This is a genomic window from Pauljensenia sp. UMB6358, from assembly GCF_030216865.1.
Taxonomy (GTDB): domain Bacteria; phylum Actinomycetota; class Actinomycetes; order Actinomycetales; family Actinomycetaceae; genus Pauljensenia; species Pauljensenia turicensis_A.
In genome coordinates, this window is sequence record NZ_JASOMS010000004.1 from 105,786 (window position 1) to 128,549 (window position 22,764).

At 54.9% G+C, this 22,764-nt stretch carries 14 protein-coding genes and 1 other RNA gene; 12 read left to right on the plus strand and 3 right to left on the minus strand.

Going from position 1 to position 22,764, the window contains the following annotated elements; translation table 11 throughout:
• Positions 1–87 precede the first annotated feature (87 nt).
• Positions 88–1,929, minus strand: a complete 1,842-nt coding sequence (locus QP381_RS04315) for a DEAD/DEAH box helicase (RefSeq protein ID WP_285067958.1) — start codon at positions 1,927–1,929, stop codon at positions 88–90.
• Between the two features lie 251 nt (positions 1,930–2,180).
• On the opposite strand from QP381_RS04315, the gene QP381_RS04320 reads away from it, so the two are divergent.
• Positions 2,181–2,810, plus strand: a complete 630-nt coding sequence (locus QP381_RS04320) for a ferritin-like fold-containing protein (protein ID WP_006680923.1) — start codon at positions 2,181–2,183, stop codon at positions 2,808–2,810.
• An 80-nt stretch (positions 2,811–2,890) separates the two neighbouring features.
• Here the strand turns inward: QP381_RS04320 and QP381_RS04325 are convergent, their stop codons facing one another.
• Positions 2,891–3,112 (minus strand): DUF3107 domain-containing protein, encoded by a 222-nt coding sequence (locus QP381_RS04325; protein WP_006680924.1) that lies wholly within the window; start codon positions 3,110–3,112, stop codon positions 2,891–2,893.
• 94 nt (positions 3,113–3,206) lie between these two features.
• Here QP381_RS04325 and QP381_RS04330 point away from each other — a divergent pair, with 94 nt between their 5' ends.
• Both QP381_RS04330 and QP381_RS04335 read left to right on the plus strand, forming a co-directional pair.
• Positions 3,207–6,356, plus strand: a complete 3,150-nt coding sequence (locus tag QP381_RS04330; protein ID WP_285067960.1) for a PD-(D/E)XK nuclease family protein — start codon at positions 3,207–3,209, stop codon at positions 6,354–6,356.
• A gap of 3 nt (positions 6,357–6,359) precedes the next feature.
• On the plus strand, positions 6,360–9,827 hold the full coding sequence (locus tag QP381_RS04335; protein WP_006680926.1) for an ATP-dependent helicase: 3,468 nt from the start codon (positions 6,360–6,362) through the stop codon (positions 9,825–9,827).
• Between the two features lie 112 nt (positions 9,828–9,939).
• On the opposite strand, the gene QP381_RS04340 is transcribed toward QP381_RS04335, so the two are convergent.
• Positions 9,940–11,529 carry a phosphotransferase gene (locus QP381_RS04340; protein WP_006680927.1) on the minus strand — a complete coding sequence of 530 codons (1,590 nt, stop codon included), beginning with the start codon at positions 11,527–11,529 and terminating at the stop codon, positions 9,940–9,942.
• Positions 11,530–11,553: 24 nt separating this feature from the next.
• Here QP381_RS04340 and QP381_RS04345 point away from each other — a divergent pair, with 24 nt between their 5' ends.
• The 9 genes from QP381_RS04345 to QP381_RS04385 all read left to right on the plus strand — a co-directional run bounded on the left by QP381_RS04345 (position 11,554) and on the right by QP381_RS04385 (position 22,285).
• The gene (locus tag QP381_RS04345; protein ID WP_279378228.1) at positions 11,554–11,679 is read left to right on the plus strand and encodes a hypothetical protein; all 126 of its coding nucleotides are present in this window, start codon (positions 11,554–11,556) and stop codon (positions 11,677–11,679) included.
• A 70-nt stretch (positions 11,680–11,749) separates the two neighbouring features.
• Entirely contained in the window at positions 11,750–13,111 is a 1,362-nt protein-coding gene (gdhA, locus tag QP381_RS04350; protein WP_103632380.1) for an NADP-specific glutamate dehydrogenase, read from the plus strand.
• Positions 13,112–13,236: 125 nt separating this feature from the next.
• The gene (gene prfB, locus QP381_RS04355; RefSeq protein ID WP_006680929.1) at positions 13,237–14,361 is read left to right on the plus strand and encodes a peptide chain release factor 2; all 1,125 of its coding nucleotides are present in this window, start codon (positions 13,237–13,239) and stop codon (positions 14,359–14,361) included.
• Between the two features lie 252 nt (positions 14,362–14,613).
• Positions 14,614–15,303, plus strand: a complete 690-nt coding sequence (gene ftsE, locus QP381_RS04360) for a cell division ATP-binding protein FtsE (protein WP_006680930.1) — start codon at positions 14,614–14,616, stop codon at positions 15,301–15,303.
• A gap of 2 nt (positions 15,304–15,305) precedes the next feature.
• Positions 15,306–16,220 carry a permease-like cell division protein FtsX gene (gene ftsX, locus QP381_RS04365; RefSeq protein WP_006680931.1) on the plus strand — a complete coding sequence of 305 codons (915 nt, stop codon included), beginning with the start codon at positions 15,306–15,308 and terminating at the stop codon, positions 16,218–16,220.
• 2 nt (positions 16,221–16,222) lie between these two features.
• Complete coding sequence (locus QP381_RS04370) at positions 16,223–17,491, plus strand: peptidoglycan DD-metalloendopeptidase family protein (RefSeq protein ID WP_219585688.1); 1,269 nt, start codon at positions 16,223–16,225, stop codon at positions 17,489–17,491.
• A 187-nt stretch (positions 17,492–17,678) separates the two neighbouring features.
• Entirely contained in the window at positions 17,679–18,209 is a 531-nt protein-coding gene (gene smpB / locus QP381_RS04375) for an SsrA-binding protein SmpB (RefSeq protein ID WP_006680933.1), read from the plus strand.
• 214 nt (positions 18,210–18,423) lie between these two features.
• Positions 18,424–18,800, plus strand: a transfer-messenger RNA (tmRNA) gene (ssrA, locus tag QP381_RS04380).
• A gap of 572 nt (positions 18,801–19,372) precedes the next feature.
• A complete protein-coding gene (locus tag QP381_RS04385) occupies positions 19,373–22,285 on the plus strand; it encodes an InlB B-repeat-containing protein (RefSeq protein ID WP_285067963.1) in 2,913 nt (970 codons plus the stop codon).
• Positions 22,286–22,764 lie beyond the last annotated feature (479 nt).

Consider the following 22,764-nt stretch of genomic DNA (forward strand, 5'->3'; position numbering starts at 1 on the left):
TTGTTTTTCTGAACTGAAATTATTATTTGGGGAATCGGTTGCCAGAACTCTTGATATTCTTTCGTCTGGGTTTGTATGCTCGCAATTTTAGGCGCTGCCACCCTTGTCCTTACGACGGCGCACACGCTGACGCCGAGCCTTCGGCGCTGAGCCCTCAGTGCGCGGAACCTGCGTGTGGTTGCCACGACCACGCCCCTTCGTTCCACGGTCAGAACGACCCTGCTGGCCCGCATGGAACTCGCGATCCCCGTCCTTTGAACGACGATTACGTTCCGGTGAGTGCGAGCGACCCCTCGAACCGGATCCACCCTTGCTACCTCCGCGCCCCGAACCGGAGCGAGCACCCGAACGGCCAGAGCGGCCTCGTGAACCGTGAGCGCCACGCGATGAAGAACCACCCAAGTCCTCTAGGACCTCGGCGTTCAAGCCCGCAAGCTTACGCTGTGCGCGTGGCAGGCGACCCGTGGTGTCCGGCGCAATATCAAGGTCGGTGAATAGGTGGTGAGAGGTGTGGTAGGTCTCCAGCGGTTCTGGAACCCCCAAGCCCAACGCCTTCGAAATCAATGACCAACGCGGTGTATCATCCCAGTCCACGAACGTGACCGCGACGCCCGAATGTCCCGCGCGACCGGTACGGCCAATACGGTGGATATAAATCTTCTCGTCTTCGGGGCACTGGTAGTTAATGACGTGGGTGACGTCGTCAACGTCGATGCCTCGTGCAGCAACGTCGGTGGCAACGAGCACGTCCACCTTGCCATTACGGAAAGCACGCAGAGCCTGCTCACGAGCACCCTGACCCAAGTCACCGTGCAACGAACCAACTGCGAAACCACGCTCCGTCAGATCCTCGCCAAGGCGGGCAGCAGTGCGCTTCGTGCGACAGAAAATGATCGAACGGCCACGGCCCTCAGACTGGAGGATTCGCGCGACAACCTCGACCTTATCCATTGCGTGAACACGGTAAATCACCTGCTTGACGGAGTTCACGGTCTGGTTCTGATCCTCGGGATCTTGAGCGCGAATGTGCGTCGGCTGTTCCATGAACTTACGAGCCAAAGCCACAACCGGGCCGGGCATGGTTGCCGAGAACAGCATCGTGTGGCGGTTCGCGGGAGTGCGTGCAAGCAACGTCTCAACGTCGGGCAGGAAGCCCAGGTCGAGCATCTCGTCGGCCTCATCCAAAACGACCGTCTCGGCACCGTTCAGATGCAGAACACCCTTTCGGAGCAGGTCAATCAGACGACCGGGCGTGCCCACAACAATGTCCGCGCCCTTTTTCAACGCCTCGATCTGAGGTTCGAACGCGACACCACCGTAAATTTCCACGATGCGTGTCGACAGGTAGGCGGCAGCCTCGCGCAGGTCAGTGGCAACCTGCTTCGTCAGCTCGCGTGTCGGCAGGATGATCAGAGCCTGAGGCATGTTCGGGTTCAGCAATTCGTCATAGCCCTCTTCATCAGGAGCAATAACGTCTTCCAGAACCGGAATACCGAAACCGAGCGTCTTGCCCGTACCCGTCTTCGCCTGACCAATAATGTCGTGGCGATCAAGAGCCGGCGGAAGCGTCAGCGCCTGAATTGGGAACGGGTGCGTGATTCCCTTATCTTCCAGCGCGTCAACGATCGGGTCGGTCACGCCAAAATCAGCGAAGGACTTGTGCTCAAGATCCTCGTCGCCCGTGTCCACAACGTCCGGCGTTGCTTCGGGTTCAACAGCGACCGGAACAATAGTGCCTAGGCGGACAACGCCTGCGGAGTATTCAACGGTTTTCGGCTTGCTTGCCTCCTGCACGTCAGCTACTTGAGTGAATGCGGTGGCCTCGTCATTTTTTTCAACGGGCACATTGGTGCCCTGGGTATTCGTGGAAGTCACGATCTGCCTTCTCTCCCGGAAACGCCGGGGTGGGGGTAGCAGCCGATCGCGCATTATCGAGGCGCCAAGCGCGCGCAAAAACGTGGTATTCAAAGCGACCGGTCAGCTATGGTCACTCCCATTGTACGTTGGCATCTCAGTTTTCAGCCCGAGGATATGGTCACACTACATTCACGAGGCCACCCCGACCGCCCGGGTGCGCACGTTCAGTATGCGCACGGGGTGGGGAAAGTGCGCAGGTTGCGTGGACATCCGTCTTCGCGATTGAGATATCGGGGGAGTGCAGACGAGGCTAGGCTGAGAACATGGCTACTGAAAACGGTGCGGTTGAAGCCGCAGATATTGAAGTAATCGGTCTGCTCGCGTTCACGGCACTCGCCGCAATGACGCGACTGTCAAAGGACGGCGATCAAGCGCCGACCATCGAAGCCCATATCGAGCATGCGCGTATGTCCGCACGGGCTTTTGAACTCTTCACCCAGCTTGAAGCCTGGTGTACGAACCGTGACATCGACCTGCCTGCAGCAGCTGGGCAGTACAACGGTCTCTACGACGATCTGGATGCTCGCACACGCCCGACAACATGGTTCGAACGCTCAGTGAAAACCTACGTGACCATGGGAATCATCTCTGACCTGCTCGGCGAAATCGCTAGCCGGCACGAACTCTTCATCGAAGAAGCCGGAAACTGGGATGTCACGCAGGGGGAGTGGGTTCGTGACAATATCGCTCCGCTGATCTCCGCAGACGAGCAACTCGGCGCCCGCCTGTCCTTGTGGGCGCGACGCGTCGCAGGTGAAGCATTCGCTCTAGTGCGCGCAACACTGTTTACGCACCCCGCCCTTGGCCAAGACCCCGACACTGTTGATGCGATCGTCGCATTCGTCACCAAGCGTCACGGTGAACGTATGGAGCAGATTCATCTGAAGGCCTAACAGCGTCAACTCTCAGCCTGACACACCTGAACGCTCTTCTGCGAGCTGCGGAAGAGCGTTCAGTGTATGAAGACCGGGCTTCAGATCATGAAGCCAACGCGCCGCTTGGGCTCGTCGGCAATCTGCACGAAAGTCAGCGCGTGTCCGGGCACAAGATAACGAGCGCCCTCGGCGTCCGTCAGATCCAGAAGAGAGTCGCCTGTGAGCGCTTGAGCGACCTTTGCAGTCAGCTCATCAGCGGTCAGATCCAACTCAAGATGCAGTTCACGAGTGCTTTCGCGAACGCCGACGATGATATTCATACCCACTCCTTCACTCAATGAGTGATCTGTTTTTCGAACCTGACTTTAATGCTATGCACATTGGTTTCTACATGCCTCCTGAGATGATTACCCTATGAGCGAAATAAACGTACAGATTGCTACGCGCCCGCATGGATGGGCGGATATTCCGCCGCTGAATCATGCTCAGAAACAGGCATGCGATTCAGCGGAAATGCATTCTCTTATCGTTCGTGGTGCGCCAGGTTCGGGGCGGTCGACATGTGCGTTAGAAGTCTTCCGCCGTGCAATTGAAAAAGGCGAAGATGCCGTCATCATTGTTCCTGACCGCGTTCGTGCGCAGATCATGACCCCTCGGGCTCAGTTTTTTGCTCCCCGTACTCTTCGACCTGTTCGTACCCTGTCAGCTTTCGCGTATCGGATTGTGAATCAGTGGCGCGTTGAACGTCAAGAACCCCTGGGTGGCATTGAGCTTGTCACCGGCGCAATGCAGGATCAGCTGATCCAAGATCTACTAGAATCAGCTGATATTGCATGGCCGGACTCAATCTCGCAGGAAATGCGCGGAATGTCTGCTTTCCGCGATGAACTCAGGGATCTGTTTTCGCGCGCGGGTGAAGCCGGAATGGACGGTATCGCGCTCAGTCGCGCCGGTCATGACTTTGATAAACCCCAGTGGGTCGCAGCCGGTGAACTGCTCCGACGCTACCTTGAACAACCTCAATTCGCTCTTGAGTATCAGGGCACACTGGCGGTTGACATTTCTCGTATCCAAGCCCTGGCAGCAGATGTTCTTGGACAGTGGCAGGACAAAGCTGCTTCTCTGGGTATCACGGGCAAACGGCCACTTCCTGACCTCGTCATCGTCGACGACCTGCAGGACTGTACGGCATCCACGATCACTCTGCTCGCCCAACTGCATCAGCTGGGTAGTCGTATTGTCGCTTTTGCTGACTCAGATGTTGCCGTCGCTACGTACCGTGGTGGTGAGCCCCATTTGGACGGTCGCCTTGAAAAGACGCTCCATCTGAATTCTCATGAGCTGGGTGACGTGTACACAACCGCGCCCGTTCTGCGTGAACGCTACAAGGTGATCGCCCAGGGCATTGCGCATTCGGACGACAGTCCTCGGCGTCAATGCGGGGTTGCTCCGCAGGCTCAGAAGCTCGACGGCAAGGTAATCACCCACGTTGGTGGCTCATACGCGCAGCTTGGTGCACACGTATCGCATGCCCTGCGTGCCCACTTCTTGCACGACAAGATTGCGTGGGAGGATCAGGTCGTCATCGTCAGATCAGAGGCCCTCGCTGAAGAAACTCGTCGCTATTTACGTCGCGGTGGAATCCCAGTTACCTCGCACTCTACTGCCTTCGATTTCCGGAGTATTGCAACAACTCGCATTCTTCTTGAGCTGATGAGTTCTCACCCGCAGGCGCGTGGCGATGAATGTGCAGAGGCTCTTATTTATTCACCACTGATCCAATGCGATGGGATGAAACTCTATTCGCTTCTTCAACGGGTCAGCGCATGGATGGGTGCAAGCGTCCAGGATGCTCCGCTGGTTACGGCTTCCACGTTGATGAGCCAGCCGGATCTTTTGACGAACGAGGACATCGGTTTTGTTCCGCCGGAATTGCAACGCGCGGCGCAGATGTGGGGCATTTCAACGGATCAAGAACAGCGTCCACGTCAGCTTCTATGGACGCTGTGGGATGCGGCAAATGTTGGTGACGACTGGAAAGAGCGCGCTCTAGCCAATGATCAGGACTCATCGTGGTACGACGACCAGCTGGACGCTGTTCTCTCCCTGATGCGCGTGGCAGACGTCTGGGAGCAACGTAACCCTGATGGGAACGCCCGCGATTTTGCAAAAGAACTGCTTGATCACACTGTCCCCATCGATACGATCAGTCGCGTTGCAGTACGGCCTGACGGTGTCCGTGTGATTACTCCGGCACAAGCGATGGGTCGCCATTGGAGCGTAGTCGTCCTCATGGGGTTGCAAGACGGTGTGTGGCCAAATACGCGCCTGCGCACACGCGCGATGCGTGGTGACCTGCTGGCGGATGTTGCTTTAGGTAGGACAGGTGACGGCGCGAATGGGCGTGTTCTTCTCGATGAACCTCAGGTGGCGCGCAGAGCTGTCCTTGATGACGAACGTCGTCTGCTGGCAGCCGCAGTTTCTCGATGTTCAACATATCTGCATCTTGGTGTTGTCGTCGCTGAAGACTATGCGCCTTCACGCTTTTACGCGATTCTTGTGAATCCTGAAGGCCAAGAGGGCGGTGACATAGCAGTTCCGACTCCGGCACCTGCTCCTTTGAACCTCGAAGGTCAGATCGCTGAACTCCGTCGTGCTGCATCTGCGCCCGATGAAAGCGAAGACGAATCGACGGCAGCATCTCTTCTTGCTCTTTTGGCTCGAGAAGGCATTTCCTCGGCGGACCCCGATGAATGGACTGGTGAAGGTCCGCTGACTTCCCAGCAACGCATTGCCTCTCAACGCGTTGTTCTTTCTCCGTCGCGTATCGAAGCGATGATGGATTGTCCTCTTCGCTGGTTCTTCTCGTCTATCGGTGCGCAGCCTCGTGCCACGAATGCTCAATCAGTTGGGCAAATAGTCCACGAGCTTGCTGAAGTCTTCCCTCGCGGGAGCACAGAAGAACTCCAATCCCACCTGCTCCAGGAGCTAGAAAGAATCGATATCGATATGCAGACCTGGGGCGGAATTGAGTTTAAAGATGCCGCCCTCGACAAGGTTGAGCATCTTGCTGAATACCTCGCGCAATGTCCGCACGACATTGAGATTGCTACCGAACGGGCGATCGAAGTCGACATGGATGGCGTCACGATCCGTGGACGCCTGGATCGCCTTGAGGTTGACCCCGATGGTCGCGTTCACATTGTTGACTTTAAAACAGGAAAAGTTGCGACCAAACAAGAAGCAAAAGATCACGCTCAGCTGGCGATCTATCAGATTGCTCTCGCTCAGATGATCGCAAACGGTGCAGACCTAGGGCTTGACCGTCAGGCCAGTGAAGTCAACGGTGCCAAGCTGGTCTTTCTGGCAAAGAAACTGCAAGAGCGCACGCAAAGCGTTCTTGACGAAGACGAAAAATGCGCCTGGCATGCCGTTATTCAAAGCGCAGGAGAAATCGCGCGTGGCATTCGCTTGCAGGCGAAACCAGATAATACGAAGTGCTCACGGTGCGTGTTTGCGCGCTCATGTCCTGCACAAGACAGCGGTCGAAGGACGGTGGACTGAACAATGACACAGCATGTCTATAGCGCTGAAGAGATCCAGCGACTGATTAACCCCAAAATCCATCCGACCCCAGAGCAAATTAAAGTCATCGAATCACCTCTACACCCGCTGCTGGTCGTTGCTGGCGCGGGTTCGGGCAAAACGGAAACGATGGCAATGCGCGTTCTCTGGGCGGTTGCCAACGAACCGGACATCACAGCGTCGCGTGTTCTGGGCCTGACTTTCACAAAGAAAGCCGCAGGTGAACTGAAAGATCGTCTACGTTCACGATTGAAGAAACTCAGCATTGGCATCGGAGCTTCCGAAAAGGAAAAGATCAGCAACGATGATGATTCTTCTGCGAAAACAAAGATGATCGACCCGCATGAAGAACCGACATCAATGACCTACAACGCCTTCGCGGGGCAGATTGTCAGCGAACACGGTTTACGGATCGGCTTGAATCCTGACGTCACAATGCTCAGCCAAGCTGGTTCGGTTCAGCTGATGACAGACATCATGACGAATTGGCCGAAACGCCTCGATGAGAACATCACGATTTCGTCTGCGGTCACGACGGCGTTGAGCCTCAACGGACAGTTGGGGGAGCATGGACTCAGCATCGAACAAGCTCGCGAACAGTTGGGACAATTCGGAGCGGAACTCACCGAGGTCGGCGATTCTAACGAAGACGCACGTAAGGTGCAGGCGCGTAACCAGCTTCGTATCGCCCTCCTTGATCCCATTGCCCAGTTCCAACGCCGTAAGCGTGAACTCGGAGTCATGGATTTTTCGGACCAGCTGATCCTGGCCACTCGAATCGTGAATACCGTGCCCGATGTTGTTCAACAGATTCGTAAAGAATATGGGCTTGTTCTGCTCGATGAATTCCAGGACACCTCTGTCATCCAGATGGAACTCCTGTCAACGCTCTTCAAAGACCAGGCGGTGACTGCCGTCGGCGACCCGAACCAAGCAATCTACGGCTGGAGAGGTGCTTCGGCATCCTCGCTAGAATCATTCATGGAACGTTTCTGTTCTGAAGAACCCAAGCCGGAACAGACTCTGACGCTATCAACCGCGTGGCGTAACGATCGTCAGATCCTTGTATGCGCCAACGAAGTGGCAAAACCGCTTCGCTCACATTCGCATGCTGCAACGTCTCCGGTCCTCGTCGAATCTACATTGGCAACTGAAGGCGATGTTGAAATTGCCTATGAAGCTGATCGCGATGCTCAGATCGCGCACGTTGTTGACTACGTGCAACGCCTTCGCAATACCCATCGGAGTGAGTGGAAGATCGGCATTCTCTGTCGCAAGAAGAGCCACTTTCTTCCCATTGACCGCGCACTTCGCGAGCATGGCATTCCCACCCAAGTTCTCGGGCTCGGCGGACTGCTGGAACAACCGGTTGTTGCTGACCTGCGTGCAGCCCTCGAGATTACGAACTCAGTAGATGCATCTCCTGCCCTGTTGAGACTCCTTGTTCGTGAAGATATCGGAGCGTCCGACCTGCGTTTGCTGGGGCAGTGGGCAAGCCGTCTGAACCGTAAGAGCAGAGGAACTCCGTATGAGGGCGTGCTTCTGTCAGCCGTTGATTCTCCTCCGGAAGTGGGATGGACGTCTACGAATCGTCAAGCGGGATCGTCACAATCCGATTCCGTTGCAGAGAGTGCCAACGATGCTCCTCAAGAATCGGATGCGCAGACGGAGGCGCTTGATGGTCCATCGTTCTCTGAAGGTGGATATCGTCGCGTTCTTCGCCTCGGAGAGCGCCTGCGAAAACTACGCTCGTTGCGTGGGCATGGGCTGGTTGAACTCGCAGAACGAGCAAGCCAGATCATGGGGATCCTCGATGATGCGATCGCCGACCCGCTGGGTTCAGGTGCTAGGGAATCGCTCGATGCCTTTATCGACCAGATTGCAGAATACGAATCAAGCGTTGATAACCCCACTCTTGCTGGTCTTGTCGAATGGCTGAACGTTGCAGAAAGCGATCCGGCAGGGCTCAAAGGCGTTGACGTTCAACCGGACCCGTCCGCAGTGCAGATCCTGACAGTGCACGGATCCAAAGGCCTGGAATGGGATAGCGTCATTGTCTTTGGAATGTCCGATACAATTTTCCCCTCGCACCGTAGCAAGAGCGTGTATTGGCGGGACGAGCCTCCAGCCCAAACCGGCTGGGTCATGGCTCCTGAAGAACTCCCGCATCCGTTGCGAGGTGACTATGGCGACCTCCCACCTTTCACCATTGATGTTTCTAACGGACGCACCCCATCCGCAGGATTCTCAAAGTGGTTAAAGACCGTGTATGGGCCGGAACTTGGTGCACACGTAGAAAGGGAAGAACGTCGTCTGGCATACGTGGCAATGACACGAGCACGCCACACGCAACTCCTCATCGGCTCGTGGCTGGATGAGAGCAAAACCCTACGAAACCCTTCCCGCTACCTCATGGCATCACGGCATGCGATGATCGAAGACTTCGAACAGACCTTGGCGACAGGGCAAGTCGTGTGGGCAAACGGAAACGTGGATGTCAAAGACGGCAACGAGTTGCAGGAACTTCAAAAACGAATCGACGGCTTAAACGACGTCATTCCCGAAGCTCCAACATCGGAGTCGTTTGCGCAAGACAGTGAGGAAGACACCATCTACTTCCCCTTCGAAATTGGTCCATCACGTCAAGCGGTTGCCAAAGGAGCCCAGCGCGTGCGACAAGCTCAAGCAGAGCTGAAAACGGACGCCGACGTCTTCGAACTGCTCGACGCCTTGGGTGAATCTCAGCGCGTTAAAGACGTGACAGCGCTCATTGAGGAACATCGACTTGCATCAAGCAAAGAAACCATGGTGATCCGCCAGGATCATATTCCGGCAACCTCGGTTTCAAAGATGCTCGAAGACATCGACGCGTTTGCTCTGGATATGCGCAGACCCATGCCCGCTCAACCCAGCGACAGCGCAACGCTTGGAACGATTTTCCACGCGTGGGTTGAACGACAACTGCATCTTGCCAGCCCAGAAGAACGCGATGAGCCCGTTGCTGGGATCGAGACCCTTGATGATCACGAACGCGCCCGATTGCGACACATGCAGGACAACTTCGTCGAGCTTCCCATCGTCAAAACGGGCACACCGATCGCCATCGAAGAAGCATTCAGCGTCAAGGTCGCTGATATTTCAGTCAATGGCAGGATCGACGCTGTCTTCGAAGATAAACACGGTAAAACAATCATCGTCGACTGGAAGACGGGGCGGGCTCCACACAGGAACACGAAGAAGGAAACACTGCGTTACTACGCGACTCAGCTCCGCCTCTACCGGCTGGCCTGGTCGCAACTCACCGGGCTCGCGGAAGAATCAATCACTCCGATGCTTGCCTTCGTGGACGCTAACACAACTGTTTCCCTTGATGATCTGGTGAAACTAGGTGGTGCAGGCCTCGAAGAAAGCCTAGAAGACGAAGTGAAAAGGACCTTGAAGCGGGCCTAGGCGCAAAATACAGTTCGTGCCCACACGACAGTTCGTGCCCACACGGACACCGCGTGGGCACGAACAAATGCGCCAAATATGCTTCGCCGGAACTTGCTTCAGTCTCTGGCCATTACTCCTGATCCAAGAAGTGCAGGCGCTCAGTCGGAGCCTCGTTCACATCGGTAGAAGCGCGTAAGACGGACGAAGGCGAGGGAACCGAAGACGTGGAAGCCGAATCGGATTCTGACTGAGAACCGGACTGTTGCGGATCGTCATTATCTGCGCGGTCATCATCTACGCGCTTATTGGCATCGTCGTAGTCCGCAAGCAACGTTTCAACGTCGTGCCCGTGACGCCCATGACGCCCAAACCTGGTGAAAAGTGATGCTGGCAAACCAAATCGTGTTGCAAGACTCGCCTTTTCTTCGGGCGCGTCCTGATCACAATCAGCATCGACTTCGGAGTAAGAGTCATCGTCGGCACAACGATCCGGGGCTGCGTAGTCGTCCGAATCCGAGTAATCGTCAGAATCTGAAAGATTGGCGGCGCCGAGGCGGCCTGCTACGACGTTGAAATCAATGACCTCAGTCTTCTGGTTCGCAAGCTCTGCGCCAGCAAAGGAGGACGTGGAGAAAGCTGGTGCCCGGCGCGAAGAAGAAGCAGAATCGGAGGCAGAGGAGACGGAAGGCGACGGCACGGAAGCAGAAGATGCAGGCGATGGGGCGGAAGGTGCGGTAGTGCCAGAATCAGAAGCCTGAGAATCCTGTGTCTGAGCAACATGCGCATGCGGGCGTTCAACGATTTGCGCGTCCCCCAGATCTGTTGAAAGCTCACTGAGCATGTGGCGCGCGTCAGAAATGATGCTTCGGTCTTCCGCGTGCAAGCCGTGAACCAGCCAGCGCACAATAGCAAGCTCAGACAACAGTTGCGCACGAGTAAATAACTGCAGATCAGCAACCGTTCGTTCCTGAGAATATGCGGCGCGAAAACGCTCCAAGAAAGCATCCGATGCAGACGCAAGAACCCACGCGATGTCCTGAGCGGGATCGCCGACGTGCGCAGAAGTGAAGCCAGTCATCGCGCGAACAATGCCCGCTTCGACGATGACGGAATTGCCTTGAATATCGCCGTGGATCGGGGCTGCGGGGAAGCGCCACAATGACAGATCCTCAAGGGCTGCTTCCCAACGGTTCCAGAGGTTCGCGGGAATCAGGACCTGAGACGCCACCTCGTCAAGCATCGCCAGATGGCGTTCGCGACATTCAGAGACGGAGTATGCGGGCAGGTTAATGCCGGTGTAAATGACCGGAGGAAGGTTGTGAAGTGCTGCAAGGGCTTTACCGAGCGAAGCGGGAAGAAGGTTCGGATTGTCGAAGTCGTCGTCGCTCATCGGGTGCCCGCCAAGGTCTTGGTGGACGATGACACGATCACCTTCAGGGGTCAGGGTTGTGCCGTGGATTCGCGGGACGTCGAAGGGGATTTTCTTCGCGTCTTTTGCTTTCGCCAGCCGGGTGAGGACGCCTGACTGAGCGTCCAAATCGAGTCCGCCGACGCTGGAGTGCGGGCAGGTGACGGTCCATTTATTGCCGGCTGAATCGATGATGCCGGTGACGGAAAGAACCTCGTCGGCAAATTGTGGTTCGCGCAGACCCGCAACGGAAAGTCCGGGGACAGCGGCGGTCGCTAGGGCAGCAAGTTCAAGCGGAGTTTTTGGGCGCATCACAGTTTAACGGTACATGGGTGTGTGCCTGAAGCGATGGTGCGGCTTGCGCTTCGTCAGGTTTTTGTGGTCGACGAGGCCGGCCTCGCCGATGATTTGGCTGAATACCGTAGTGAGTGGCCGGTTCGGGAAGAGGTTCAAAGTATGTGATCTTTCTTGAAGGGGTCAATATGTGGAAAGGGATGGTCAAGTATGTGTAATACGTGCCCATAATTAGGGCATGAGCACACTTGATATGAATCGTTTGTCCGACACTCTTCGACCTGTTTACGAGGCCGTTGTTGCCCGCGACCCGGGTCAGCCCGAATTCCACCAGGCCGTCTACGAGGTCCTGCTGACGATTGCTCCGCTTGCCGAACGCAAGCCTGAATACGCTGACCTTGAGATCTTTAAGCGCGTTGTCGAACCGGAACGCCAGATCATGTTCCGTGTCCCTTGGATGGACGACAACGGCAAGATCCAGGTGAACCGTGGCTACCGCGTTGAGTTCAATTCCGCGATCGGCCCGTACAAGGGCGGTCTGCGCTTCCACCCGTCCGTCAACCTGTCGATCATTAAGTTCCTTGGCTTCGAACAGATCTTCAAGAACTCCCTGACCGGCCTGCCGATTGGTGGTGGCAAAGGTGGCTCCGACTTCGACCCGAAGGGTAAGTCCGATGCTGAGGTCATGCGTTTCTGCCAGTCCTTCATGACTGAGCTCTACCGCCACATCGGTCCCGACACCGACGTTCCCGCAGGTGACATCGGTGTTGGTGGCCGCGAGATCGGCTACCTCTTCGGCCAGTACAAGCGCATCACCAACCGTTACGATGCGGGTGTCCTGACGGGCAAGGGGCTGAACTGGGGCGGTTCCTTCGCGCGTACCGAAGCAACCGGCTACGGCTTGGTCTACTTTGCCGAGGAAATGCTGAAGTCGAAGGGCACCTCGTTCGACGGCAAGAAGGTCGTCGTTTCCGGCTCCGGGAACGTTGCCATCTACGCGACTGAAAAGGCTCAGCAGCTGGGCGCGACTGTCATCGCCGTCTCGGACTCCTCCGGCTACGTGGTGGATGAGGCTGGCATCGACGTTGCACTTTTGAAGGACATCAAGGAAGTTCAACGAGGCCGCGTTTCCGACTATGCCAGCGAGCGTTCGTCGGCGCGATTTGTTTCGGGCGGTTCCATCTGGGATCTGCCGTGTGATGTCGCTCTGCCGTGTGCAACTCAGAACGAACTCCCCGTTGAGGCCGCGAACACCCTGATTAAGAACGGCGTCCAGCTGGTCGCCGAGGGCGCAAACATGCCGACCACCCCGGAAGCGATTGAAGCCCTGCAGTCCGCGGGTGTTGCCTACGCTCCCGGCAAGGCGTCGAACGCGGGTGGTGTTGCCACCTCCGCTCTGGAAATGCAACAGAACTCGGGTCGTACGCAGTGGACGTTCGAGGAAACCGACGCGAAGCTTCATCAGATCATGGTGAACATCCACGCAAACTCGGTTGCAACTGCTGAAGAATACGGTGTGGCCGGAGACTATGTTGCTGGCGCAAACCTTGCAGGCTTCCTGAAGGTTGCTGACTCGATGGTTGATTTTGGTCTGATCTGATTAGCCGTATTGTGAGCATCTGAACGCTTCAAACCCTGCCTGGTGGCGGTGTGTAGGTTGAACCTCATACCGCTACTGGGCGGTGGTGTATCTACCAGATGCTCTGAATCGACTAGTGTAGTGGCGTGGCTACAGAATTTTCAGAAGAGATCCAGAACCTGCGTACGACTATGGAGAACGTCCTCGCGGTCGTCCAACCCGATAAGCTCCGTAGCCAAATTGAAGACCTCGAGAAGCAGGCAACGGCCCCCGATTTGTGGGATGACCCGTCACACGCCCAGGAAGTGACCTCGGCCCTCAGCCATCGTCAAAGCGAACTCGATCGCGTGACCAAGATGGTGGATCGCATCGATGATCTTGAAGCCATGGTTGAAATGGCAGGTGAAGATCCTGAAGAATCCGCAGAGATCCTGGAAGAAGCCGACGGAGATCTTGTCACGTTGAAGGCCGATATCTCCGACCTTGAAATTCGTACCCTGCTTGATGGTGAGTACGACGAGCGCAATGCTGTCATCACGATCCGCTCCGGCGCAGGTGGTGTTGATGCCGCTGACTTCGCAGAGATTCTGCTTCGTATGTACCTGCGTTGGGCAGAACGCCACGGCTACCCGACCAAGGTGATGGATACGTCTTATGCCGAAGAAGCTGGCTTGAAGTCGGCAACCTTCGAAGTCCAGGCTCCCTACGCCTACGGCACCCTCTCGGTTGAAGCAGGCACTCACCGTCTGGTCCGAATCAGCCCCTTCGACAATCAGGGGCGTCGCCAGACCTCCTTCGCGGCAGTCGAAGTTATCCCGCTGATCGAATCCACCGACCATATCGAAATTCCGGAAAACGAACTGAAGATCGACGTCTTCCGCTCGTCCGGTCCCGGTGGTCAGTCCGTGAACACGACCGACTCCGCTGTTCGTATGACGCACATTCCAACCGGCATTGTCGTGTCGATGCAGGACGAAAAGTCGCAGATTCAGAACCGGGCGGCCGCTCTTCGAGTCCTCCAATCCCGACTTCTTGTTCTTCGTCATGAAGAAGAACAGGCGAAGAAGAAGGAACTCGCCGGTGATGTGAAGGCATCGTGGGGTGACCAGATGCGTTCCTACGTTCTCCAGCCCTACACGATGGTGAAAGACCTTCGTACCCAGTTCGAATCCGGTAGCCCGCAGAACGTTTTCGATGGTGACATTGACGGCTTCATTAACGCAGGCATCCGCTGGCGCAAGAACCAAGCGAACGAACAGGCAGAGGCCTGACCTGATCCGATCCCGAGTCAGGGAAAAGAAGCGAACGCTGGTCGGCCTCGTCGATCACGGTCGACATACTGCACTGAAGCGTAAGCTCGCGCCACGGCGAAGCAGCTGGCTAGAAAACGCTGAAAGTATCGCCCTCGTCACCTTTTTAACAGGTGGCGGGGACGGAACTGAATCCGGCGCGTGTCGCTTCAGCCCGCGTTAGAAAACCTTGCCTAGTCTGATTGAGACCATAACCTTCAATTGGACGGCCTAATGATTCGATTTGATGACGTAACCATGGTGTACACCGCAGGTGCGAAGCCTGCGCTCGACCATGTGTCTTTGGAAGTTGAACGGGGAGAATTCGTATTCCTTGTCGGTAAGTCCGGCTCGGGCAAATCCACCTTCCTTCAGCTTGTGATGCGCGAAATTAAAGCAACCTCCGGTCACGTGTGGGTCCTCGGCAAAGAGGTCTCCAAGCTCCGTAACTGGGCGGTGCCAGGACTTCGCCGTCAAGTCGGAACCGTCTTCCAGGATTTCCGCTTGCTCCCATCAAAGACCGTGTACGAAAACGTCGCGCTCGCAATGCAGGTGATTGGTAAGCCGAAGCACGCTATTAAGACCGCCGTCCCAGAAGCACTGGCGTTGGTCGATCTGGCAGGTAAGGAAAACCGCCTGCCCCACGAACTCTCCGGTGGTGAAGAACAGCGCGTCGCAATCGCACGCGCAATGGTGAACCGTCCCGAACTGCTACTGGCGGATGAGCCCACCGGTAACCTCGACCCCGATACCTCGCTTGGCATCATGCGTCTTCTGGATCGTATTAACCGCCAGGGGACCACGGTTGTCATGGCAACCCACGACGCCGACATCGTGAACCAGATGCGCAAGCGCGTCATCGAGCTACAAGGCGGTCACGTCATCCGAGACCAGTCGCGTGGCGTCTACGGGGCGGTGAACTAACCATGAAGCTTCGTTTTATTCTCTCTGAAGTCGGCAAGGGACTGGCGCGCAACCGTGCAATGTCCGTCGCCGTCATCATCGTCACCTACGTTTCCCTCCTATTCGTCGGTGTTGCTGGCCTATCGCAGATGCAGGTCATGCAGATGAAATCGCAGTGGTACGACAAGATTGAGGTCTCGATCTACATGTGCGCCACCGACGATGCAACGCCGTCCTGTAACGCAACGGAAGCAACCGAGGCTCAGATCAGCGCCGTTCGTGACAAGCTCAATTCCGCGGAAATGTCGCAGTACGTGAAGAACGTATACGAAGAATCCAAGGAAGAAGCGTACGAAAACTACTTGAAGCTCTACGGTGATTCCACGATCAGCGAATGGACAACGGTAGACATGATGCCCGTTTCCTTCCGCGTGAAGCTCGTTGACCCCGAGCAGTACTCAATCATCAAGGAAGAATTCTCCGGTGCTGCCGGTGTTTCCCAGGTGAAAGACCAGCGCGAAATTATCGAGCCGCTGTTCAACGTCATTGACGCTGCGCGCCTGATGGCCCTCGGCCTGGGTGGTGTCATGATTATCGCCGCCATCCTGCTGATTTCGACCACGATCCGCCTGTCGGCAATGAGTCGCGAGACGGAAACACAAATTATGCGTTACGTCGGTGCCTCGAACCTGTTCATCCAAGCACCCTTCATGATCGAAGGTGCGCTTGCCGCAATCGCCGGCGCAATCCTGGCAGTGGGAACACTGTTCGCCGGCGTTCACTTCCTTGTCCAAGGCTGGTTGGCTCCGTCATTCAGCTGGACCAGCTTTATCGGCGCCACCCAAGTGTGGATTATGACGCCGATCCTTATCCTCGCAGCGGTTGCGTTGGCACTGATCGCGTCCGCAGTTTCCTTGGCTAAATACACGAAGGTCTGATCATGAAGAAGTCGATTCGTCTTCACGTTCCTGTTGCAGTTGCATGGAGCGCATCGATTGGTGCGCTGTGCATGTACAGCTTTATTCCCGCGAATGCTGACGAGCGAGATGATGCTGTGAGCAAACAGGATGCCGCGGCTCAGCAAGTTTCTAATCTCAAGACTGAGATTGAGGGTATTGATGCGACACTCTCGCAGCTCTTCTACGACCTTGAAGCAGCAAACGCGCAGATTCCTGCTGCTCAGAAAGCACTGGAGGCCACTCAGGCGAAGCGCGATGCTGCGAATCGTGAACACGAAGTCGCAATGGGACAACTTCAGGTCGCTCAAGCGAAGAAAGCTGAGATTGACGAAGAGGTCCACGCTTCCTCGTCACGCCAAGAGGAAGCCAACAAGGCGATCGGTAACTTGGCTCGCTCCATGTACCAGGACGGCACTAGTTCTGCAGTCCTGCTTGCCCTGACGAAGAGTGGAACCGAGTCAATTGACGATCGAGCATCAGCAGCTGACGCCATGGCCCGTTCTCAAGCCCAAGCGCTCAACGCTGCGATGGAAATGAAAGCGACCCAACGTAGCCAAGCAAGTCGCCAGCAAGCAATCTCTGACCGCGTGGCAGCACTTGAAGCTCAAGCTCAGAAGGCCCTTGATGACGCTGCGGCGGCAGAAGCTGAAGCCCAAGCGGGCGTTGACGCCCTAGAAAAAGCTAAAGCTGACGCCCAAGTGAAGCAAGCGGAGTGGGACTCCAAGAAGTCCGAAGTGAACCAACAGCTGGCTCAGGCACAGGCTGACTATGATGCTCAGACTGCAAAGATTCAAGAGATCGATGCGGCTAACAGGGCTGCGAACAGGATCTACTCGTCGGCGAATGCGAGCGGTTTCCATAACCCGGTTCAAGACAGCTCGATGATTATTACGTCGCCCTTCGGCTGGCGTATGCACCCTGTGCTCGGCTATCAGAAGTACCACTCGGGCGTTGACCTCGCTGCGCAGTGCGGTGAGCCCGTCTACGCGATGACATCCGGCGTTGTTCTGGATGTTTCAAGCAGTATCTCTGCCGGCAACTACGTGGACGTGAACCACGGAATGCTCGGCGGTAACTCCGTGATCACCGAATACCTGCACATGCAACGCATCTATGTTTCGCCCGGACAGTCGGTTAGTGCCGGAACAGTGCTTGGCGAGGTCGGCATGACCGGCTATGCCACCGGTTGCCACCTGCACTTCGGTGTTCTGCAGAACGGCGTGAACGTTGACCCGATGGGGTACTTGTAAGCCAATGCGACTCGCTGATCTGATGATTGGCTGAGTCAGAAGGCGGGGACAAGCTCAGCTTGTCCCCGCCTTCCATTGATACTGGCATTTTACGAGGCGTGAGCAAGACCCCTGCCCGCGGAGGCGTTAGAATTAACGCCTTGAGTGGCGGGGCGCGGCCTCGTCAATCAAAGAAAGGAGGTGCACGATGCCGAAAGACTGGAAGAAGCCGAAGCTGACCGAAGGCGAGAAGCGCAAAGCTGCATCGGACGCGAAGAAGACGATCGCGCGGAACAAGAAGGCGCGCCACGACTATCTGATCGAAGATACGTGGGAAGCCGGTCTTGTCCTGTCGGGTACCGAAGTGAAAGCTCTGCGGATGGGGCGCGCGTCGCTGATCGACTCGTGGGTTGAGGTCAAAGACGGCGAAGCATGGCTGTACGGCGCGAATATTCCGATGTACGCGCAGGGCTCCTGGAACAATCACGCGCCAACGCGGAAGCGAAAGCTGCTACTGCACGCCTCAGAAATTGAGCGGATCGGCCAGAAGGTGCAGGCCAAGGGCTACACGGTCGTCCCACTGGAGCTCTACTTCATCGGCGGTCGCGCCAAAGTTGAGATCGCGCTGGCCAAAGGCAAGCAGGAATGGGACAAGCGCCAGTCGTTGCGCGAGGCGCAGGATAAGCGTGAAGCTGAACGCGCGATGCGCGCCTACACGAAGCGACCGAACTACAAGTAGCGTATACAGGTAGCGGGTGCCAGCTTCGTGCGTGGTGCGTTTTCTGCTGAAACCTTGCGTTTGCTGGCATTGCGCTAGCTGTTGAAACTTCGCGTAAGCGGGGTTATTCTTGGATGTCTGGCCGAACGGTTGGAAACGGTTCTGCGATGAGTCTGAGGATTTCGTTGAAGAGCCAACCCGGCAGTCTGTTTGCCGGTGAGTGAAGAACTCAATAGGGGATGATCGGTTTCGACGGCGGTCGTCGATCGAGGGGAAGCGGGCCGAGAATGTGCGCTCAACTCGTTAACGCTGCGTGCAAACCAATAGGTGCCGAACAGAACCGCACCGACTACGTTCTCGCCGCCTGATATCGCCGCGTGAACCTTTAGTCCGTCAGCCCAGGTGGTGCCCTCAGCCTGGTGTCTGGCGTCATTCAGGGGGCCACTGGGTGCGCGCCATGTCGGTGGGCGCGCTCCGACACTTCATCGACTGAGCTTCGCTGACAGCAGGCCTGCATGACGTCACAAGCTAAGAAATCAATAGCAGGATGCGCCCGGAGAAGACCTCGGGGCCGGCCGTCGGACGGGGGTTCGATTCCCCCCATCTCCACCGCTAGGACGTTCATTTTGATACGAAGTGAACGTCCTGTTTTTATGCCCTAAAACGTGGCGTTTCGCCCTGTCGGGGTAGCTTCATGGGTTTCGGAAGTCTTCCTGGTTAGGTATTTGACTTATCGCTGGCTCGGCACAGTTTGTCAGATTTCCGGTAGGCTGGAAGGCTCCGAGAAGTAAGCTACAAGAAATATGTCCATCCGCCAAAAGCGTGCGAGTCGCTAAAACTTTGCGGTTTCACAGGATAGATCTATAACCTAGAGCGATCGTGGAGTAACTGCCCGAAGCCAGAGCTTCTAAATTAAGCAGTAAAAGTTTGTTACGTTTTTTCGTGGACATTCATTCCAAATTGCCGTTAATGGATGATTTGATTACCAAAAAAATCACGTATGCATAAGAATTTCAATAGCTAAAATGTATTTAATGAACGTCTAGCTAATTTGCTTTATCTGTTTAGCTATATTCCTGTAGCTGTCACCACCTACCTGAGCTCAACGGGCTGGTTTTGTGGATGAAACAGTGGTACTTTGAGGGGGAATAGATCCAACTAGCGACACTGGACAGGAAGTTCTCATGCGCAACCCCAAGGGCGTGCCCGGTTCTTTTATAGCGCTTGCCGGCAGAGCGTTGCTTAAACCAGCTCACGTTTTTAGAAAATTTCTGATCGTAACCTTGGCCTGCGCTTTGGGTTTCACGCTATCGACCCCGTCCTTGGCTCAAGCCGAGGATCTGCAGATGAGCTCCCAAGCTGACGAACAAAGCGTCAGCCCGGCACCAGTAAGCACTCCAGAAGTTGAAACTGATACCCAGTCGGGCGATGGTCTAGAGCTTGGGCCGGAGATTGTTGATCAACCAGTGCGCCAATCAACTGTAGATACACCGACCATTTTCCCAGTCTTTGTAGACGCCACAACTATTTCCGGCGGTAAATTACAACGAGGAAGAGTTGATGGAAAGACTGTAAGAGGGACTGTATATGTGACATTAAAAGATAAGAATGGTAACGAAAAAGCCACTGTTTCCGTTACGCCCACGAGCGGATCTACTTGGAAGGTAAATCTACCTGCCGGCGTTACTGTTGCAGAAGGCGATACCGTCACTGCCTATCAAACTTTTAATGGCGCCACATCTGCTGTGGCAACCGCCAAAGCTCAGTCATCAATGGCAGTTGAGAATAAAGACAAGCTCAAAATGCCGGTAGGAGAAATCTGGATTGAACACCCGGACGCCAATCTTGTAAATAAAGATGAGCAAGCAGAAGCTCTTGAAATGCTGAATGGTGCCAATCCGGACATTAAGCAAGACTTTAAGAGTGTTAAATTCTCTATCGATTACACGGATCATGCCTACTATGAAGTGACCTATACCGATGGATCAACCTCCGGAAAAATTGAAGCTACGGGCCTAAAAATCAAAAAGGTAGAGGAAACGTCTGCTGCTCCGACAATAGGAAAAGTCCAGGTAACAGACGAACAGATTATCGTTACACTTAGTAAAGAGGTTGCCCAAGATACTAAATTTTATTTTGTCAACAACTTTACCGATGGGGAGGACAAGAATTTTGACGGAAATGGAACCTGTAAAATTGACAAATCTGACTCACAAGAGATGTCTCAAACAGTATCCATTGACGGCAAAAAAGTTACTTTCCCAATCAAGGATAACGATTTAAAACTTGAAAAAGAGTTCGGTATCCTTGTCAAAGAGCCACATAAATTCCGTTCTTGCGCGAAGTCTGAGCCGGTAATAACAACCCCCGACAAAGTTGCTGTGAGAGATCCTCGCAAATTAACAGATGACGATAAAAAAGCCATTGATAAAGCTATTCGAGCGGCCAATACGGTAAAGGGCGTATCTAAACTTCCCGATGGAACTGGATATGTAACCGATCCTGCGTTTATCGAGTTTGATAAAGACGGAAACGTTACAATAATCAGCCCTAATGATGTGGAAACTGATTGGGATAATGACGGCAATCCGATATATAAAAAAAATGCCGATGGAACCTATAAAGTAAACGATGGAGCCAAAGTCACTAAATTCCCGGCGAAAGATCTGGTAAAAAATATCGCTCCGAAATCTCCTGCGATTGCGGTAGATACGGATAAGGGTGAAGTAACCATTACCCCGCCTGCCTATGAAAAGCTGGGTGAAGATACTGACTTGCTGTCCTACACCGTCACCTATAAGGATGCTTCCGGAGCAGAGAAAACCGTCACCGCAACGCGAACTGTAGACGAAACTTCCGGTAAGACGACTTGGACAGCCGATAATAATGCCACGGTTGATGCGAACACCGGTGTGATTACTCTGAAAGTTGAAGACATCGAAGTTGGTGGAACTGTCACGGCAACCGCAAAAGATAAAGGCGGTCTCGAGGGTGACACCAATAAGCTCGATTCAGATCCGGCAACCAAGGAGCTCGAAACTGCCACTGTTAGCTACAACGGTAACGACGGCACCGGTAAAATGGATGGCAAGAAGCTCAACAAGGGCTCAAAGTACAAGATTTTGGATAATAAATTCAAAGCCCCTGAGAACCAAGAGTTCAATTACTGGGAAATTGACGGCAAAGAGGTAGCTGCGGCTACCGAGATTACGGTCACTAAAGACACCGTAGTGAAAGCTGTCTGGAAGAAGAGCCAGGTGAAGGTCAGTTATGACGCTAATGGTGGTAGCGGAACCATGACTGGTAAAACCGTGGATAAGGGTAGTGAGTACACGGTGTTGCCTAACGGTTTCACTGCTCCGGATGACACCCAGGAATTTAAGGCTTGGGAAGTAAACGGTCAAGAGGTTGCGCCTGGAGCCAAGATCAAGGCTGACAAGGATACCGTTATCAAAGCCGTCTGGAAGAAGATTCCGGTGAAGGTTAGTTATGACGCTAACGGTGGTAAGGGCAGCATGGATGGCGCGACCGTGGATAAGGGTAGTGAGTACACGGTGTTGCCTAACGGTTTCACTGCTCCGGATGACACCCAGGAATTTAAGGCTTGGGAAGTAAACGGTCAAGAGGTTGCGCCTGGAGCCAAGATCAAGGCTGACAAGGATACCGTTATCAAAGCCGTCTGGAAGAAGATTCCGGTGAAGGTTTCTTATGACGCTAATGGTGGTAGCGGCGAAATGAAACCTGCGACCGTGGATAAGGGTAGTGAGTACACGGTGTTGCCTAACGCTTTCACTGCTCCGGATGACACTCAAGAGTTTGATACTTGGGAAGTTAATGGTCAGAAGGTTGCGCCTGGAACCAAGATCAAGGCTGACAAGGATACCGTTATCAAAGCCGTCTGGAAGAAGATCCCGGTTGATAACCCGAATGGTGGAAGCAACAACAATGACGATGGCGCCACTAAAGCGTCTAAGTCCCGTAATTCCGGGAAGCTCTCGAAAACTGGATATACCGGGATGCCGTATCACGTTGCAGCGATGATTCTTGTGGCTGGCGGATTACTTATCGCTGGTAGTAAGAAAACCAGAAAGCACTAAAACAAGAAGTTGAAGTAGCCGAAACCGCCTATATGAGTCGACAACGGCGCAGATTATCAACGAGCTGGGGATCAGCGAAGCAACGTTGAATCTGTGGTAGTCAACGTATGGGTCGATGAGCACGAGTGAAGCCAAAGAGCTCCAGCGTCTTCGTGAGGAGAACGCTTGCCACAAACGGCCCCTCGGCCAGGCGGAGCTGGAAAAGGCAAGCTGGAAGGAATTATCGGAAGGAAACTTCTAAGCCCCGCTCGCCATCATGATGCCGTGTGGTATCTGGTCGAGCGGGGCTACTCCCGAAGATATGCTCGCCAGATCGTTGGGCTCTCTCGTAGTGCCTATCGGCGTGCCAGAGCGCGCCGGGTCGACACGCCTCTCCGGATGTCCTTTGAGCAGGCCCTCGATCAAAGCGGTAATTCGTGCATCGGTCGTCATAGTCCAAGCCTTGCAGGATTGAAGCGAGCTGGGCGCAGTTCCAGTTG